Source organism: Hymenobacter sp. (assembly GCF_036387835.1).
Classification (GTDB): Bacteria; Bacteroidota; Bacteroidia; order Cytophagales; family Hymenobacteraceae; genus Hymenobacter.
Window position 1 is genome coordinate 1 of sequence record NZ_DASVSY010000067.1, and the last position, 18,450, is coordinate 18,450.

Consider the following 18,450-nt stretch of genomic DNA (forward strand, 5'->3'; position numbering starts at 1 on the left):
GGACACCGGCACGTCCACCTCTCCCAGACTGATACAGCCGGACAAAAAGCAACCGAAAACCAAGAGCAGCAGAGTAGGACGGAAAAGCAGAGTAAATAGCATAGGCCAAACCTACGCGGTACCCGTAATTGTATTATCTTGCCTTACCATAACTAACCATATCTAGCCCAAAATGCCCCAGGTGTGCATCTATCCCAAGGAGGCGGCCCAGCTAACTGGCACGAAATACAGCACCGCCAAGGTGCTCTTGCAGCGCATCCGTGCCGAGTTCGGTAAGCCCCCGCGGGCCTACGTGTCGGTGCGCGAATTTTGCCAGTACACCCACCTCTCCGAAGACGAGGTCAGCAAGGCCCTCAACAAAAGCTATAGCATAGCTTGAGTATGGCTTAGGTATGGCTTTCCCGTGTCAGGGGTATGAGCCGCTGCCCCTCGCGGGCGGCGGCAACGCCCAAAATAGTAGTCACGGCCGTTCCCAGCGCCACACTAATACGACCCGCGCTTACCAGAACTTCTACGACAAAGGGCAGGATTCAGGCGGCTTCTGTCTCCACCGCACAAATAATACCCGATAAGGCCGCCGCATTAGCCGTTGCCCGCTGAGCTGGTATGGCCGGACCGTCCCAGGCCGCCCGCATCACGTCGTGCTGCATTTCTTCCACCACATGGGCGTAACGCATGGTCGTTTGAATATGGGCGTGGCCTAGCACCTTCTGCAGTACCACCACCGGCACCCCGCGCATCAGGCTTTGCACCGCGAAGGTGTGCCGGGCCGTGTGCATGGATAGCAGCTCGTACAATGGCACCGCCTGCTTTTCTACCCGCCCGCCCGGCGTGCTCACCACTTCTACCAGCCGGTTGAGCCCTGCCAGCTCCCCTACCCGTTTCAGTGCCCGGTTCATAGCCGTATTCACGCGCACCGGCATCAGTTTGGCGCCAGCCCCTGACCGGGTAGGCCCCGCGTACTTATCGAGCAGCGCCGAAGCCGCCGAGGTCAGGTAAATGCTAATGGCCGTGCGCGTCTTAGTCTGCGTCAACCGCAGCACCCGGCCCCCACGCCCGTCCGCGCCCAGCGCGTGCAGATTACCCCCATGCAGCGCCGCTACGTCCGAGTACCGCAAGCCGGTGTAGCAGCAGAACAGAAACACGTCCCGCACCGGCACCATCCAGGCCGGCAGCATCGCCGAGGCCAGCACCGCCAGGTCGTCAGCGCTCAGATAGATTTTAACCGGGTCCGAGTAGCGCAGCTGTATTTTCGACAAGTCCAGACCCAGCTTTTCGCCCTGCTCACTTTCCAGATGCCGGAAAAACGCCTTCATGTCTTTAATGGTTGAAAACACCGCGTTATTCGCCAGCCCTTGTACTTCCCGCAGGTAGCCCACGAACTGCTGATGATAGGCCATATCCCACTCCGATACCGGCAGCTTCGGCTTTCCTACCGAGTCCAGAAACCGGCTCAGGGTGTTGCGCACTGTGCCATAGTGGTTGAGCGTGTTGGGCGCGTACCCCATTCCCCGCATCGTCACCATGAACTCCTCAAACCGCCCCACCATCGGCGGCTCCGCTTTGGGCGCTGGCTGCTCCGCCGCCACCACCGGCTGCACCACCGCCAACAGCGCTTCTTTGGTCACCGGCACCCCGTCACCACGCAGCTTCCGGTCCAGCTGATTCAGCCGCTCCGACAGTTTTTTCAGGTATTCGTTGGCCTCACTTTTGCCCTCGAACTGACCGCAAAACTTCTGGCTTTTCTGGTTCCAGTTCGCCGGCTTGCACTTCTCCCCGATACCGGCTTTCAGCCGCTTGCCATCGTAATGAATAACTACATGAACCGGCGCAAGTCCGGCAGCGCTCATCTTATCAGCGCGAAGAATGTATGAAACTTTCATGGTTTAGTGGGGCAGCCAGTGGGGCGAAAACGACCCGGTAATTGCAAATACAAAGCAAAAATAAAGTACAGCGTCAGAAGCAAAAAAGGCCTTTATACTGCGTGAGAAGTGTGTTTATTAGCTTGAACATAGTATATAACGTTACTCCCACAGCGGATAATGCTCTAAGTGCACTTCCCGCTCGAAGAAGATGCGGGTGCTTTCCTCGAACGAGCGAGTGAAGTCGGAAACGTAGAAATGATGAGCGGGTGGCGTAGCACCAGGCAAGGCCGCCAACTGGTGTTCCTCTAAGTACTTTTTCACATGGGCCGCCACAACGTCGGAAGCGTCCAGTACTTCCACCCCGCCCTGGTAATAATCAGCAATCTGCCGCTTGATGAGTGGATAGTGAGTGCAAGCCAGCACCAACGCCTCGATATCAGCCAGCGCAGGATTGGTCAGGTACGATCGAATGATGCTGTCGGAAATGGTATTGGCGAAGAACCCTTCCTCTATCATGGGAGCCAGCAACGGCGTAGCCAGGCTTTGGAGCTGCACCCCCGCATCCAGATCGTCGATCTTCTTGCGGTACACATTGCTGTTCACGGTTTGCTTGGTGCCGATGAGGCCTACCGTGCGCCCGGCGTAGGCAGCGCCTACGTGCGCCACAATGGGGTCGATAACATTCAGCACCCGCGCCTTCGAGCCGACGTACTCGCGCACCAACTCGTAGGCCGCTGCTGAAGCCGAGTTGCAAGCAATCAGAATGACTTTGCACTGCTGCTTGAGCAGCAAGTCACAGATTTTAACTGAGTAAGCCTGAATAGCGGCCGTCGACTTATCGCCGTAGGGCAGGTGGGCTGTGTCACCGAAATATACGAGCCGCTCGTGCGGCAGCTCCCGGGCCACGGCGCGCGCCACCGTAAGCCCGCCGATACCGCTGTCGAATACGCCGATGGGCCGAGTGGAAAGGTTCATGGTAAAGGTGACGAGTGAAGGATTAGTAGAGAGCAGCCAATTACGGCGCTACCGTTAAGCTTAGAGAACGATCAACTCTACAAAGTTGTCGTTTTCTAATAACTCATGTTGAATTCACCCTTGTTGCTTGAATATTAATTGTTAATTGCCCACTGAAAAGTCATCGATTCTATGAGCACTATTCTGGCCGAAATCAACCAAGCCTTGGCTGCCTTCGATTCCACCCAGGGCCGCCCGATTGCCATCGAGCTAGGCGAGCGAAAGTACACCCAGCTCATCCTCGACGTGGCACACTTGCACGCCGCCGGCGGTGAGCTAACCCATAACACGGGCCGTCCCTTAGCCTATAAAGGCCTGGAAATCTTGCGCGATGATATACACGTCGATCGGGTGCGCGTGATCTAGGGTTGGCCCCACTGTTTGGTAGAGTATTTAGTGCTAAGCTGCTTGAGAGCTACGGCTTTATTACAAGCAATTGAATTAATACTAACTACAGCAGGTGCAATAATCAAACGCAATCAAACAAAGTTGTTAGAGGATTTACGTTACCGGAAATTTAAATTTCCTTAGCTTAGAGTATAGTATACGTCTCGATTGAACAGTAAATAGTTAAACTTGCACTCTATTCTAAATATGTATAAAGTTGGCTAGCCAGCTTTATACAAAAGAGAAATGTGCAATTCTGCATATGGAACAAGCCGGTGTTCATACATCTTCATCGAATCCGCCGGCGTGGCCGGAGGAACAGGCTGAAGTTTCTTCACCAATCAGTTCTTTACCTAGCCAATTAGAACAGGCGTTATTACTTGTGCAGCACGCCTTCGCAGCGGTAGCAATTCTTGACGCGCAGGGCCGGCTTACTTGGGTGAATGAAGGATTTACCAGGCTACTTGGCCTCAACCCGAGCGATGTAATAGGGCAGGCACTTTGGACGGTGCTACCTCCCGAATCAAGTGTTGGAGGCCGGCCCTTTGCGCCGCCCGCAAGTTTGGCTTCTCGGTCTTCCTGGCAATATGAAGGGCTGGCAAGAGCTGGCGAAAGCCGGGCCCGTTGGGCCCGCGTAAAGCTGCAACCTGCTACCCAACCTACTCCCGAGCATCCGGCGCTGTTTTTCGCGCTGCTAGAAGATATTACCCGTGAAAAAGCTGCCAGGGCTGCTGATATAGCGCTGGAGGCTCAATTGCGGTATCTCAACGAGCAGGTACCAGGTGTGCTGTTTCAATGGCGCGCCAACCACGATGGCACCTCGCGCCTAACGTTTATCAGCACTACTTCGCAGGAAATCTTCGGCTTCTTGCCAACGCATCTAGACGACCTACAGCAGGTTATTCACCCCGATGACCGCAAGGAGTGGGATGAATTTTTGTGTCCCTCCGACGACGCAAAAGACACTTTTCAGTTTGAAGGACGTCTGCTTGTGCCAGGGCAGCCGCAACGCTGGTGCAGCGCCAAATACCAACTATCGGCCTGCGACGCCGACGGCATCTTGTACAGTGGCATCCTCATGGACGATACGCCGCTGAAGACAGCCGAAGAAGCCATTCAAGACAACGAGCAGCGCTGGCTGTTGGCCATCGAGCGTTTCGGCGATGGCGGCTGGGAGTTTAATTATCAAACCGGCGACGATTATTTTTCCAATGCTTATCGGGCAATGCTGGGGTACCCGGACGGAGACTTGCCGGATGGCTTTCAAGCCTGGTACAACCACGTCCATCCCGATGACCAAGCACCTAGCCTCGAAGCCGCCAACGCGTATTTGCGGGGCGATGTACCCATCTATTCGGTGGAGCGCCGCTTGTTGTGCCGCAACGGCGAGTACAAGTGGGTGCTGGCCCGCGGCCTCATAACTAAGTACGATGCCGACGGCAACCCGTTGATTATGACGGGAGTACATACCGATATTTCCGAAATAAAACAGGCCAACCTAGCCATCGAAGCCTCCACTCGGCGCTTGTCAACAACCATCGCCAATTTCCAGGAAGGTATCTTGCTCGAAGACGAAAACCGCCGGGTGGTGCTGGTAAACGAGGCCTTCTGCCGCATGCTCAACCTGGCGGCTACCCCCGATCAGTTAGTTGGAGTTGAGACGATAGGGCTGCTGGCTGCTACCAAGCAAGGCACGAAAACCGAGCCCAACTGGCTGGCTGGCAGCAACGGTCGAACCCTGAAGCAGCAAGCCGTAATCGGCGAGTTACTACCGCGCAAAAACGGCCAAGTGTTTCAGCGCGACTTTATCCCCATCTTCAGCAATGAGTCTTCTTTGGGCTACCTCTGGAAGTTTCAGGACGTAACCGAGCAGAAAGATGCCGAGGAGGCGCTGAAACGGCGGGAAGAGAAGTACCGGGGCATCATCGAGCAAATGAAGCTCGGGTTGATGGAAACCAATCTGACCGACGAGGTAATGTATGTCAATCAGGTTTTCTGCGACACCCTCGGCTATTCCAGCACCGAAATTACCAGCCACGATTTTCTGCAGCCTCTGCTTACGCAGGAGCTTACGCAAGTGGCCCGCGAAGGAGAAGACGCCTACGAGCTGTCGGCGCGCAGCAAGGACGGCAGCCAGAAGTGGCTGCTGGTCAGCCGGGCCCCCGTATACGACGACGACAAGCAGATTATCGGCACGATACGCATCACACTTGATATCACGCACCAGAAAGAGCTGGAAAATAAGCTGCGCAGGGCCAAAGAACACGCCGAGGAATCGTCGAAGGCCAAGGAGCTGTTTTTGGCTAACATGAGCCACGAGATTCGCACGCCCATGAACGCCATTTTGGGTATGAGTCAGCTCCTGGCCAAAACGCCGTTGCGGCCAGACCAGGACGAGTACTTGCAGGCCATTGCCACCTCAGGCGAGAACCTGTTGGTCATCATCAACGATATTCTTGATCTTTCCAAGATCGAAGCAGGGCAGCTGCAAGTCGAGCGGATTGGCTTTAATGCCAACCAATTGATGGCGCAGATCGAAAAAACGCTGCTCTACAAAGCCGAGGAAAAAGGGTTATCCTTCGTATCAGAAGCCGCGCCCGAACTGCCGCAAGTGCTGCTTGGCGACCCGTACCGCCTCACGCAAGTGCTGCTGAACCTAGCCGGCAATGCCATCAAGTTCACAGAGAAAGGCCATGTTGCTATTTCCTGCGAACTGATAGGCCACGCAGCAAACGGCGTGGAAATCAAGTTCACGGTGGCTGATACCGGCATCGGTATTGACCCTGCCTATTTAAACGATATTTTCAAAGAATTTAGCCAGGAGGATTCGTCGGTAACCCGGAAATTTGGAGGCACCGGCCTGGGCTTAAGCATCAGCAAAAGCCTGGTGAACCTGATGGGCGGTGAACTGCAAATCAGCAGCGAGAAAAACAAAGGCACAGCCAGTACCTTCTCCCTGGTACTGGTGGAGGGTTCGGAAGCAGATATGCCCCGCAAGGAAGTAACGGATCATCGATTCCGCGAAAAGCTTCGGGGCAAAGAAGTGTTGCTGGTGGAAGACAACAAGTTCAACCGCCAGATTGCCAAGGCCCTGCTCACCAATGCCCATATTGAAGTAGCAGAAGCCGAGAACGGGGCTCTGGCGGTGGAAATGGCCCGTAATCATCGTTACGACCTGATTTTGATGGATGTACAGATGCCGGTGATGAATGGACTGGAGGCCACTATGGTTTTGCGCCAAGAGCTAGTTCTTCCCACTCCCATCATCGCCTTGACAGCTAACGCCATCAAAGGCGAGCGGGAGAAGTGTCTGGCGGCCGGAATGAACGATTACCTGGCCAAGCCTTTCCAGGAAGACGAGTTACTGAAACTAATTGGCGACTGGGTACTAGGCACGCATCAACTAGACTTAAACACGCCGCTGGCAACACCAGTCGCAGTGGCCACCTCCGTAGCGCCGGCACTCTATAAGCTCGACCTCTTGTACCAAATCGGGCAGGGCGACGAAGGCTTTGTGGTTGTCATGCTCGAATCCTTCATTGAAAGCTGCCAGGAAACTGTGCACGACCTAGACGAGGCACTGCGCACCTTCGATGTTAAGCTCCTACGCGCCGCCACCCACAAGCTCAAACCTAGCCTCGACCACCTGCATATGCACCAACTTCTTCCGCTGGTGGAGTATTTAGACAAGTGGGATAGTGCCTTTGATGCGCAAACATTGACGCCTCTCATTCAAGATGTCATGGAGCAACTTCGGCAAACAATCGAGCAGATGTTAGTTGACCTCTCTAGCAAAGTAGCGAAGAGGCTATAGGACTGTCGGTAGAGAAAAAGTGGTGCTGCTCGTTGGAGCAGCCGTTATGTTACGCTTAGTCGTTGCCTCTAGCGTACTCGTGTGGTTGAACTAGTTGGCCGTCTTAGTTTGAATAGCGGCACGCGAAAGATTTCGCAATTACTTAGGCAAGCTAGATACGGGCCTCCAGCAGGGTGGATAACGCAGCCTTTCCAAGCGCAGGTAAAACCGCAAGCTAGACACACAAAATGCTTGGAGGCCTTATTTTCGGGAACAAACCAGAGGAATTATCCCCTTATACTTCCTGGCTACCTAGCCCTGGCTACCTTTGCACTATGAATCTGCTTTCTGCTGAGAACCTTTCGAAGAATTATGCCGACCGGTGGCTTTTCCGGGAATTGAATTTTGGTTTGCAACAAGGCCAACGCGTAGGCTTGGTGGGCATCAACGGCTCCGGCAAAACCACCTTGCTGCGCATTCTGGCCGGCCTCGAACCACCGGATACGGGCAGCCTGAGCACCCGCAAAGACACCCGCGTGGCTTTCCTGGGTCAGCAGCCGGTGTTCGATGAGACGCTGACGGTGGAGGAAACCATCTTCGCCAGCCAGAACGATACGCTGGCTGCCATCCGCGACTATGAGCACGTAGTAAACGACCCCAACCACAAGCCGGCCGACTTGCAGCGCGTAATGGAGCTGATGGATTCGTACAACGCCTGGGACTACGAGTCGCAGGTGCAGCAGATTCTGGGTAAGCTGGGCATCCTGGGGGAGCTGTTGCAGCGCAACGTGAGCAAGCTTTCGGGCGGGCAGCGCAAGCGCGTGGCGCTGGCCCGGGTGCTGATTGAGGAGCCCGATGTACTGATTCTTGACGAGCCCACCAACCATCTGGACCTGGCCACCATTGAGTGGCTGGAAAACCGGCTGGCCTCCCCTTCCCTGACTTTGCTGATGGTAACCCACGACCGATATTTCCTGGACCGGGTAGCCAATGAAATCGTGGAGCTGGACCAGGGCCGCGTGCACCGCTACCAGGGCAACTACGCCTATTTCGTGGAGAAGAAGGCCGAGCGTGAGCAGATGGAAACCGCCGAAGTGGAAAAGGCCCGCAACCTGCTACGCAAAGAGCTGGAGTGGATGCGGCGTCAACCGCAGGCCCGCGGCACCAAGCAAAAAGCCCGCATCGATGCCTTCTACGAAACGCAGGAAAAGGCCAAGACCAAAATCAAGGGGCCCGAAATGGAGCTGTCGGTGAAAACCACCCGGCAGGGCGGCAAAATCATCGAAGTGCAGCACTTAAGCAAGCGGTTCGGCGACAAAGTGGTGCTCGATAACTTCAGCTACGTGTTCAAGAAGAAGGACCGGATTGGCCTGGTGGGTCCTAACGGCGCGGGCAAAACCACGCTGCTCAACATGCTCACCAAGCAGCTGGCTCCCGACTCGGGCACCGTAGATGCCGGCCAGACCACCGTATTCGGTTACTACACCCAAAGCGAGCTGACCTTCGACCCCACGCAGCGCGTGATTGATATTGTGAAGGAAGTGGCCGAGGTAATAGAAATGGCCGATGGCAGCATTGTTACGGCTTCGCAGTTTTTGCAGCACTTCCAGTTTCCACCGGCGCAGCAGTACACCCTGGTTAACAAGCTGAGCGGGGGCGAAAAACGCCGTTTGCAGCTTTTGCGCGTGCTCATCAAGAACCCCAACTTCCTGATTCTCGACGAGCCAACCAACGACCTCGACATCATCACGCTCAACATTCTGGAAGACTTCCTTCTCCAGTTTGCGGGCTGCCTGATCATTGTGTCGCACGACCGGTACTTTATGGACGCGCTGGTGGAGCAGGTGTTTGCGCTGGAACCCGGCGGCAAAATCCGGCAGTTCCCCGGCAACTACACCGACTACCGCGAGTGGCTGCAAGAGCAACCCGCCAATACTGGCGCCCGCGACGCCGAGAAGGCGCTGAACTCAGTGAACCAAACGGCAACCCCGGCATCCGCACCAGCGGCGGCTTCGGCCAAGCGCAAAGCCAGCTTCGCCGAGAAGAAGGAATATGAAACCTTGGAAAAAGAGCTGGAACAGCTGGAGGCCTCCAAGCAACAGCTCATCGAAAAGCTGAACTCCGGCACCGGCTCCCACACCGAACTAGCCGACTGGGCCGCCCAACTCAAGCGCACCGACGCCGACCTAGACGCCAAAGGCGAAAGGTGGCTGGAACTGGCGGACTTTGTGTAAACGCTTAGTCGTCTGCACTTATTTAGAACGACGCAGGGCCCCGGTGACTACCGGGGCCCTGCGTCGTTTAGAGGGTGACTCGTGTGCTTCTTGGAAATGCGCCGACGCTGGCGCCAATCTTGGAGCTAGAAGCTAGGTCTAGCAGCTTCACTACAGGATGTAAAACCGACGGTCGGCTTGCCTTTGTTGCTTTCACTTTGGAAGTTTATTTGGTAGCAAGGCTACTTGCTTGGCTGTGCTGAACGTTGATTTTTTGCGTGAAGTCAAACGTGCTGGGCTGCTTATTGGGAAACGCCACTACTCGGAGCAGATTGGCCGCGTCGGTGCGGGGGAAGTATACGTAGCCCCGCATACGCTGCCCCGGTTCCAGCGTGCTTTTGCGGAGCAGGCGGTATTCCAAGCCTTGTTTCTGCTCGTAGAGTTTGTCGGCCTGCACGGCGTGTTGTTCGCGCTGCTCGTTGAAATAGGCCTTTTCGGCGCTGTGGCGCTGCTCACGCTTAAATACCTGCTGCTCAGTTTCTTTCTTCTTGAGGCTAGCAGCATCTTCTGCCATGTTGCTTACCAGGGTAAACAACTCCCATAAGCTCACCTTCGTGGCCTTATCGGTTTCTTCGGCCAAGCGGGTAGTCAGTTGCTCTAGCCGCGACTCTGGGTCGATGGCGCCAATACGCGTTGGAAACGCTGAGGCAGGCACCGCCGAAACCACGGGCGTGGTAGATAGGGGCAGGTAATAGAAGGTCTCAGGGGCGACCAGCACATTTCGGCTGGACTGGTTGCGAATATCCGCCTCGAACACCAACTCCTGGTTTTCATAGCGTACAAAACCCAACCGCACTACCACGCTGTCGGCGCGACGGCCTTCGCTGCGAGCATATCCGCTCGACCATAAGCCGCTACGTGCGCTTGGGGCCAGAGTTATAAAGTACGATGGACCACAGGCAGTTAGCAGCAACCCACAAGCCAAACCACCAGCAACTCGGCGGGTTGTTACGATAAATTCAAACATAATCGGAATAATATAATAAATATTTATGAAACCAGCAAAAGTCTAGTGCTAAGCACCTCATTATTAAGCATGAGACAACATCATGCTTTTATTTATTATAAAATAAATTCAATTGTTATTCTCTTGCAAGGGCACTCAACGAGTGGGAATAGCTGTCGCTGTGGCGTTGCTGTAGTAGGGGCCGGCTTGTTGCTTGAAATCGAAGGGAACGGGCTGTGCATCAAAGAATACCACTACGCGCAGCCGCCGAGCCGCGTCGGTGCGAGGGAAATAGACCTGGCCCCGAACATATTCGCCGGGCTTGAGTTCGGTTCTGCGCAGCGCCACCGACTTCCTACTGTGGTGTTGGGCGTAAAGGGCATCGGCTTCCTGGGCGTGCTGCTCGCGCTGATTGTTGAAATAAGCATTGTCGGTTTGGTGGCGCTCCTCTCGTTCGGCCACCTGCTCGTCGGTTTCTTTCTTCTTGATGCTGGATATGTCTTCGGCCACGTGCGAAACGCTGGTTAGTATTTCAAACCAACTCACTTTCTCGGCCTTGGCGGCCTCCTTTTCGAGGCGGGCCGCCAGCAGTTTCATGCGCAATTCCGGGTTGAGGGCCGCTACGCGGGGTTGTAGCGCCGCTGCGGTAGTGGTTGATGCCGTATCGACCGGAGCGTAGAAAAACGTTTCAGGGGTTACCAGTACGGGCCGGCGGGAGTCATTCCCGATTTCCACCTCAAATACTAACTCCGTGGGCTCGTAGCGCACAAAGCTTACTTGCACTTCCACGCTGTCGGGGTGGTAGCTGATGCTGGTGGGGCGGCCATCCATGGCCGGCCCATTGACCAGAGCAGGAGTTATGGACAAGAAGGAGGTAGAGCCGCAGCTCGTTAACCCCAAGAAGCAACTCGCTACTAGTACAAATAGACGCATACTATCTCTGATTAGCTTTTTTCAAGCTAATAGAGCCAACAAGCTCGCCTATGGTTGTATGAGTATATTCTTCTTTTACAGCTCCTCTGGCAAGCGAAACTGGCCCGTAGCATCGGGGGCAAAAACCCAATGGCGGCGAATAGCCGTGAGTGGAACCGGACCGAAAACGTGGGCGAAAAACTCTTGCCGGCTTTCCACCCATTCCCGCTCCACCCGCACGCCAGCGGCAATCAAAGCATCTTCGTCCCACTCCAACAGCACCAGGTCGAGGCGACCGGGGTAGTAGCGACGCGCAGTTTCCAGAATCTGACTGCGTTCAGAGCTATGGATAAATCCTTCGGCCTTTAAATCGGCGCTGGTAAAGAACCCGGTCAACTGGGCGTGCTGCCAGTCTTGTGGTTCAGCTATGCGGTAAAGCATTTTTGGAATTAAAAAACTAAAAAGCATGAAGTAAAAATTGGCCGTCCAACGACCTTGCAGAAAGGGTCGGAACAGCCAATTTTCACTTCATACTTCGTAATTGAAATCAGTTACACCGCTTTCCACAGCTCCTGCTGTACGGCTTTGCCAACGGTTAGCATGATGCGCGTGGGGTTGGGCACGAGGGTGATGCGGGCTTCCTTGCCGGGATATTTTTCCGAGTCAACCCACACGCCTTCTTTGGGTGAGGGCGTGCCTCCGGTGCTGGAAGGCAGGTAGGCCGTGGGCAGCAATACATCGGTATCGGAGCTAAGGTCGGTGTGGACCTTATCGAGGGCAGCTTCCAGGAAAGTGCCGTACTCCTCATTGAAATCGTCTTCTAGGTCGTGCAGCTCTTCTTCTACGTCGTCGTAGCGGGCGTCGTCGTACTTCATGTCGTGTAGCACTTGCTTTTTCTCGATGAGAGTGACGAGGGCGCGGTTTAGCTCTTCTAGATTCATAAGCGTATGGCAATAGGTTAGGCAACAAAGGTGGGGAGCTTTTACTGATTTCCGTGAAGAGCCCCTACCGTGCCACAATTTTACGAAGAATAGTGCAAGGATTACTTGTTGATTGCTGGTTGTTGATTGTTTGTTGTTGGTGTTTACCGCTCACCGCCGCAGTCCGATAATTGGGCATCAACTATCAGCAAGCAACAATCAACTATTTTTACCGCCCTACACCCACCCATTCCCGCCTAGAGTATGCAAACCATGACCTCCCCGGCCGTACAGGCCCACTCCGCCCAGGATTTCCTGCCGCTCAACGGTACCGACTACCTGGAATTCTACGTTGGCAATGCCAAGCAGTCGGCTTATTTCTATCAGGCCGCTTTCGGCTTCGAGCTGGTAGCTTATGCCGGCCCCGAAACCGGGCTGCGCGACCGGGCCAGCTACGTGCTCCAGCAGAATAAAATTCGCTACGTACTCACCACTTCTCTCTTACCCGACTCCGATATTACGCGGCACGTAGCCCAGCACGGCGACGGCGTGAAGGTGATGGCGCTGTGGGTGGACGACGCCCGCCGCTCGTTCGAGGAAACCACCAAGCGCGGCGCTAAAGTCGCCTTCGAGCCGTATACCATCGAGGACGAGCACGGTTCCGTGACGCTGGCTGGCATTTATACCTATGGCGAAACCGTGCACACCTTCGTGGAGCGCAGCAACTACAGCGGCCCGTTCCTGCCCGGCTTTGTGGCCCGTACCAGCGCTATTCCGCAGGGCGCGCCGGTAGGTTTGCAATTTGTCGACCACTGCGTGGGCAACGTGGGCTGGGGCGAGATGAACCAGTGGGTGAAGTTCTACGAAGACGTAATGGGCTTCAAGCTGCTCATCACTTTCGACGACGACGACATCAGCACCGAGTATTCGGCCCTGATGAGCAAGGTGGTAAGCAACGGCAATGGCTTCGTGAAATTTCCCATCAACGAGCCCGCCGAAGGCAAAAAGAAAAGCCAGATCGAGGAGTACCTCGACTTTTACCACTCGCCTGGTGTGCAGCACATGGCCCTCATCACCCACGACATCCGGGCTACCGTCACGGAGTTGCGCCGCCGCGGCGTGGAGTTCCTGACCGTACCGAACTCCTACTACGACGACCTGCTGGACCGCGTCGGCCACATCGACGAGGACCTGGACAGCGTGCGGGACCTGAACCTGCTTGTAGACCGCGACGAGGAAGGCTACCTGCTCCAGATTTTCACCAAGCCCGTGGAGGACCGGCCGACCGTGTTCTTCGAAATTATTCAGCGCAAGGGAGCCAAGAGCTTCGGCAAAGGCAACTTCAAAGCCCTGTTCGAAGCCATTGAGCGGGAACAAGGTTTGCGCGGCAATCTGTAGCCGCGGGTTTCTTTCGAGTTAGCTTCGCCAACCTCCGGTTCACGGATTCTGTGGACGAGACAATACGCAGTGGTGCTACGACTTCAGGGTCGTGACACCACTGCGTTTTAGGTTTAGAGCATGGCTAGGTAAGCTGCAATGCTTACTCCGTAAGCGGCGGGTGTCCTTCCGACGCAAGAGGAATCTGAGGAAAGAGGTTTAACCATTGAACTCAGATTTCTCCTGCGTCGAAAGGACAGCCCCTACGCGGGCACGTACTTACCGGGCAGTACATCTGACGCAGGCACTTTCCAAGATAAATTGCAAATCAATAAACCCCGCGGCAAGAACCGGAGTACTTGCAAACGCCAGATTGGGTAGTAAGTAGCTTGTTCAATTTTAACATAAATCCTCTTTCTTTACCGCCACTCTTGCCCTCTGTTCTCTCAACTTCCCTCTTATGGCCCTTACCGACGCAGTTCAACAGAAAATAAACACTTGGCTTACCGGCAACTACGACGCAGCTACCAAAGACGAGATTCGTCAGTTACAAGCTCAAAATCAGGAGGATTTGCTGTCCGATGCCTTCTACCGGGACCTGGAATTCGGCACGGGCGGACTGCGCGGCATCATGGGGGCGGGCTCTAACCGCATGAACCGCTACACGCTGGGCATGGCCACGCAAGGCCTGTGCAACTACTTATTGCAACAGTTTGCCGGGCAGGAAATCAAGGTGGCCGTGGCCCACGACTCGCGCAATAACAGCAAGGAGTTTGCCCGCATTGCGGCCGATATTTTCTCGGCCAATGGCATTACGGTGTACCTTTTTGAGGCGTTACGGCCCACGCCCGAACTGTCGTTTACCATTCGGGAGTTGGGCTGCCAGAGCGGCTGCGTTGTGACGGCCTCGCACAACCCCAAGGAGTACAACGGCTTTAAAGTGTACTGGAACGACGGTGCCCAAGTGGTAGCGCCTCACGACAAGAACATCATCCGAGAAGTGGAAGCGATTCACTCCGTAGATGAAGTGAAGTTCCAGGCCGACGAGTCCAAGGTGCACATCATTGGCGCCGACCTCGACGCGAAGTACCTGGCTAAGGTGAAGGCGCTTAGCATCAATCCAGACGTCATTCAGCGCCAGCACGACCTGAAAATCGTGTATACGCCCATCCACGGCACAGGTATCACGCTGGTACCGAAGGCGCTGGAGCAGTTGGGGTTCACTAATGTGCAGGTTGTAGAAGGCCAGGCCACGCCCGATGGCAATTTCCCCACGGTACAGTCGCCCAACCCTGAGGAGAAGGTAGCCATGCAAATGGCCCTTGACCAAGCCAAGGCCCTGGATGCCGACATCGTGCTGGCCACTGACCCCGACGCCGACCGGGTGGGCATAGCCGTTAAAAATACGGCCGGCGAATGGGTGCTGGTCAACGGCAACCAAACGGCGGCGCTCCTGACGTACTACCTGCTCTCGGCCCGCAAGCAAGCCGGCAAAATGACCGACCAGGACTTCATTGTGTACACTATTGTAACCAGTGAAGTGCTCGGCGACATTGCCAAAGCTTACGGCGTGAAGTCCTACCAGACCCTGACGGGCTTCAAGTACATTGCCGGTTTGATCCGCGAGCTGGAAGGCAAGGAAACCTACATTGGCGGCGGCGAGGAAAGCTACGGCTTCATGATTGGAGACTTTGTGCGCGACAAAGACGCCGTTTCGGCCTGCGCCATGATAGCCGAAATGGCCGCCGTAGCCAAAGACAATGGCCGCACCCTCTACGAGGAAATGACCGAGATGTACGCCACCTACGGCCTGTACCGTGAGCACCTGATTTCGCTCACCAAGAAAGGGCAGCGCGGCGCCGAAGAAATTCAAGAGATGATGCGCGAGCTGCGCGCCAACCCGCCGGCTACCATTGCCGGCTCGGAAGTGGTGGAGCTACGCGACTACCAGACCGGTGAACTCCGGGATCTGCGCACCGGCCAGTCAACCCCCACGGGCCTCGAAGCCAGCAACGTGCTCCAGTTTATCACCGCCGATGGCAGCAAAATTTCGGCTCGTCCGTCTGGCACCGAACCCAAAATCAAGTTCTACTTCAGCATGAAAGCGCCACTGGCCGCCGCCGCTGATTTCGAGAAAGGCGAACAGCAGCTCAACGAGCGGATTGCCGCCATTATCGAAGACATGCAGCTGAAGTAAGCTTTTCTTTCCGCTATTTTATGCGGCCCGCCCTGATAGTCAGGGCGGGCCGCATTTTTTATACTGCTTTGGTATGGCCACTACCTGAAACACAACGCGTTGTCGTCCGCTTTTTTCTGAATACAACGTTACTATCACCGAAGGCGGCGAAGAGCCCCACAAAAGCGCGGAGTACATATAACAGTTCTGATTTCTGTATTGAACGCCTCACAAGGCTTTGTTCTTTTTCGGCATTCTAACTACCAGGATGCGGTGCCTATTGCCTGTCAGGCAGAAAGCATCTTACAGCTGCAAATGGTTGAATTCAGCCGTTATCAACAGACCAGTATGATACAGGAAGTTGAAGCTTCGAGCTGTAAAGTTGTGTTGGCTGGTGCAAGCTTCTTCTTAAGTTCTATGCTTGTATGCTGCTGCTTTTCCTGCCGTGGGTTGCAAGCACTTTAAGCTACTCCTATCAGAGTGATATAAATTTTCAGTTTATGCGTGTTTGTTAGCTGCCAAGCCCCGCCTAAGTAGGTAGCCTTACCTGTTTCCTTGCGAAGAAAATAGCTCGGATTCGTGTGCAGTAAGCGTACAGCACCCTATAAAAAGCTGTTCTTCAGCAGCTAGAGGCCTATCTTTCGTTTGTATTTCAGGCCTTGCTCTCCTAGATTTGGATGCAGCGGCAACCTGATCAAGCTCCGGAAGCAGCAGGTTTTTACTGGCCTCATCGCAAAAAGCCGCTCTACTATTGGGCGGAAAGCCTACCTTCTAGCACTGCTTGAACCCATAGGTCATCAGACCTTATTACATGCTATTCCAGTAAAAGTGGGTGCAATAGGATGCGGCCTTCGCACGCTGTTTTTCGCTTATACTCTTCTCTTTTTCTATGAGTAAGCAGATGCTTTCCGGCAATGCGCGGCAGCTGTTGCGCGTGTTACTTTTGGTGTGCTGCAGCCTCCGGATTTCTGGTGTAGCGGCGCAGGCGTTGGACATGCTGCGGGCTGATGGGGCCACTATAGTGGATGCAAGCAACCGGCCGGTGGTACTGCGTGGGGTGAACGTGGGCGGCTGGCTGCTTCAGGAAAGCTACATTCTGGAAACCGATTCGCTTAATTCGCAGTGGCGCATTCAGCAAGCCATGTTGCGCACCATGCCGGAGGCTGCGGTGGAAGATTTTTACCGCCAGTACCGCACCAACTTCATCAGTAAGGCTGATATTGATTTCATTGCCAAACAGGGTTTCAACTGCGTGCGTCTGCCTTTTCACTACGACCTGTTTTTGACTGCCGAGCAGCGCCGTGTCCGCACCAAGGCCTTCCAGGGCCCGAAGAACGTGAATGACTACGTGCAAGCCCTCAGTGCATGGTACGACCAGAACCAGCTTTTCACCGACTCCAAAAAGCTGGATGGCTTCCGCCTCATCGATGACGTGCTGAACTGGTGCGCCGCCAACAAGCTCTACGTTATTCTGGACCTGCACGCGGCCCCCGGTGGCCAAGGTGCCGACCGCAACATCAGCGACTGTCTGGTACCGCTGGACCTCTGGAAACGCCGCGACGCCAAAGGCCGCCTGATCTACCAGGACCTGACGGTGCGCTTGTGGGAGAAGCTAGCGGGCCGCTACAAAGCTGATCCGCGAGTGGCGATGTACGATTTCATAAACGAGCCTAATGGTATGACCACCGCCAACGGCCTCACCGGCAACAATTCCGAGCTCAATGCCTTATACAGCCGCTTGATTGATGCCGTACGAGCTCAAGGCGACCAGCACCTGCTGATGCTGGAAGGCAATGGCTACGGCAACGAGTACACCAACCTCACGCCCAACAAGCTGCAAAGCAAAGACAAGCGTAACCTGGTATACAACGCTCACCGCTATTGGTGCCCCAACGACCCGCAAACCAGCGACCCGAATCCACTCCAAATCAACCTGATCCGCAACCTGGCCGCCTTCCGCGACCAGTGGAAAGTACCCGTGTGGGTGGGCGAAACCGGCGAAAACTCCAACGAATGGTTTGCGGCCGCGGTGCAGGAACTGAACGCCCGCAACATCGGCTGGTGCCACTGGACCCTAAAACGGGTAGCCGGCCTCACCAGCCTACTTCGAGTACCGGCCTATGGCAGTGTCCTGACGGCCGCCGGCCGCACAGCGCTGCTGCGCAACAGCCAATTCCGTTACTGCACGGTTAATAAGGATGTAATAGCCGCCCTCACGCAGCCGAATGTGGCGCAGCCGTTCGTGGCGCACACGCTACCGGGCACTATCCAGGCCGCTGACTACGACCTCGGCCGCAACGGCACAGCCTACTTCGATGACTACGCCGCCCGCACCGATTTCGCGAAGCACGACCCGCACAACCAAGGCGGCGCCTACCGCAACGATGGGGTAGATGTGTTAGCGGTGACAGACGCTGCTTCCAGCGGCTTTGCCGTCGGCCACACCACTGCCGGCGAGTGGTTAACCTACACCGTAACCATGCCCAAAGCCGGTACTTTCACTTTACAGGCCCGCGTGATGAACACAGCAAAGTCGGAGGCCAAGCTTGCCCTTAAGCTAGACGGCAAACAGGCCGTTGCGACCATTACGGCACCGCCGGGGGCCGCTTGGCAAACCGTATCAGGGGGCTCGGTGGCCTTGCCCGCCGGCAAGCACACCTTGCAGCTGTATGTGGAGCAGCCGGGGGCAGTTATCAGTTGGCTACGGTTTACTACCGCCGGCACCGCTTTACAGGGCGGTCAATAGCATTTGCTACCTGCTTTTACGCGGTTAGTTTCTGGTTTAGA

13 protein-coding genes are annotated in these 18,450 nt (G+C 55.3%); 7 read left to right on the top strand and 6 right to left on the bottom strand.

Annotated elements, in window-relative coordinates:
- Positions 1 to 172 precede the first annotated feature (172 nt).
- A complete protein-coding gene (locus VF639_RS12480) occupies positions 173 to 379 on the top strand; it encodes a hypothetical protein (RefSeq protein WP_331146240.1) in 207 nt (68 codons plus the stop codon).
- Positions 380 to 530: 151 nt separating this feature from the next.
- Here VF639_RS12480 and VF639_RS12485 read toward each other — a convergent pair whose 3' ends face one another.
- Positions 531 to 1,883 (bottom strand): site-specific integrase, encoded by a 1,353-nt coding sequence (locus VF639_RS12485; RefSeq protein WP_331146241.1) that lies wholly within the window; start codon positions 1,881 to 1,883, stop codon positions 531 to 533.
- 141 nt (positions 1,884 to 2,024) lie between these two features.
- A complete protein-coding gene (murI, locus tag VF639_RS12490; protein WP_331146242.1) occupies positions 2,025 to 2,840 on the bottom strand; it encodes a glutamate racemase in 816 nt (271 codons plus the stop codon).
- Positions 2,841 to 3,011: 171 nt separating this feature from the next.
- Between murI and VF639_RS12495 the strand changes: the two genes are divergently transcribed.
- The 3 genes from VF639_RS12495 (at position 3,012) to VF639_RS12505 (ending at position 9,293) form a co-directional block, all read left to right on the top strand.
- Positions 3,012 to 3,245, top strand: coding sequence for a hypothetical protein (locus tag VF639_RS12495; RefSeq protein ID WP_331146243.1), 234 nt, complete (start codon positions 3,012 to 3,014; stop codon positions 3,243 to 3,245).
- A gap of 403 nt (positions 3,246 to 3,648) precedes the next feature.
- A complete protein-coding gene (locus tag VF639_RS12500; RefSeq protein ID WP_331146244.1) occupies positions 3,649 to 7,080 on the top strand; it encodes a PAS domain S-box protein in 3,432 nt (1,143 codons plus the stop codon).
- 314 nt (positions 7,081 to 7,394) lie between these two features.
- Entirely contained in the window at positions 7,395 to 9,293 is a 1,899-nt protein-coding gene (locus VF639_RS12505; protein WP_331146245.1) for an ABC-F family ATP-binding cassette domain-containing protein, read from the top strand.
- A gap of 205 nt (positions 9,294 to 9,498) precedes the next feature.
- Here VF639_RS12505 and VF639_RS12510 read toward each other — a convergent pair whose 3' ends face one another.
- The 4 genes from VF639_RS12510 to VF639_RS12525 form a co-directional block, all read right to left on the bottom strand.
- Positions 9,499 to 10,299 (bottom strand): hypothetical protein, encoded by an 801-nt coding sequence (locus VF639_RS12510; protein WP_331146246.1) that lies wholly within the window; start codon positions 10,297 to 10,299, stop codon positions 9,499 to 9,501.
- A gap of 135 nt (positions 10,300 to 10,434) precedes the next feature.
- A complete protein-coding gene (locus VF639_RS12515; RefSeq protein ID WP_331146247.1) occupies positions 10,435 to 11,145 on the bottom strand; it encodes a hypothetical protein in 711 nt (236 codons plus the stop codon).
- Positions 11,146 to 11,286: 141 nt separating this feature from the next.
- Entirely contained in the window at positions 11,287 to 11,631 is a 345-nt protein-coding gene (locus tag VF639_RS12520) for a DUF952 domain-containing protein (protein ID WP_331146248.1), read from the bottom strand.
- Positions 11,632 to 11,741: 110 nt separating this feature from the next.
- Entirely contained in the window at positions 11,742 to 12,131 is a 390-nt protein-coding gene (locus VF639_RS12525; protein WP_331146249.1) for a hypothetical protein, read from the bottom strand.
- A 243-nt stretch (positions 12,132 to 12,374) separates the two neighbouring features.
- On the opposite strand from VF639_RS12525, the gene hppD reads away from it, so the two are divergent.
- The 3 genes from hppD (at position 12,375) to VF639_RS12540 (ending at position 18,409) form a co-directional block, all read left to right on the top strand.
- Complete coding sequence (gene hppD, locus VF639_RS12530) at positions 12,375 to 13,508, top strand: 4-hydroxyphenylpyruvate dioxygenase (protein ID WP_331146250.1); 1,134 nt, start codon at positions 12,375 to 12,377, stop codon at positions 13,506 to 13,508.
- Between the two features lie 439 nt (positions 13,509 to 13,947).
- Entirely contained in the window at positions 13,948 to 15,684 is a 1,737-nt protein-coding gene (locus VF639_RS12535) for a phospho-sugar mutase (protein ID WP_331146251.1), read from the top strand.
- Between the two features lie 868 nt (positions 15,685 to 16,552).
- Positions 16,553 to 18,409 carry a cellulase family glycosylhydrolase gene (locus tag VF639_RS12540; RefSeq protein ID WP_331146252.1) on the top strand — a complete coding sequence of 619 codons (1,857 nt, stop codon included), beginning with the start codon at positions 16,553 to 16,555 and terminating at the stop codon, positions 18,407 to 18,409.
- The last annotated feature ends 41 nt before the right edge of the window (positions 18,410 to 18,450 follow it).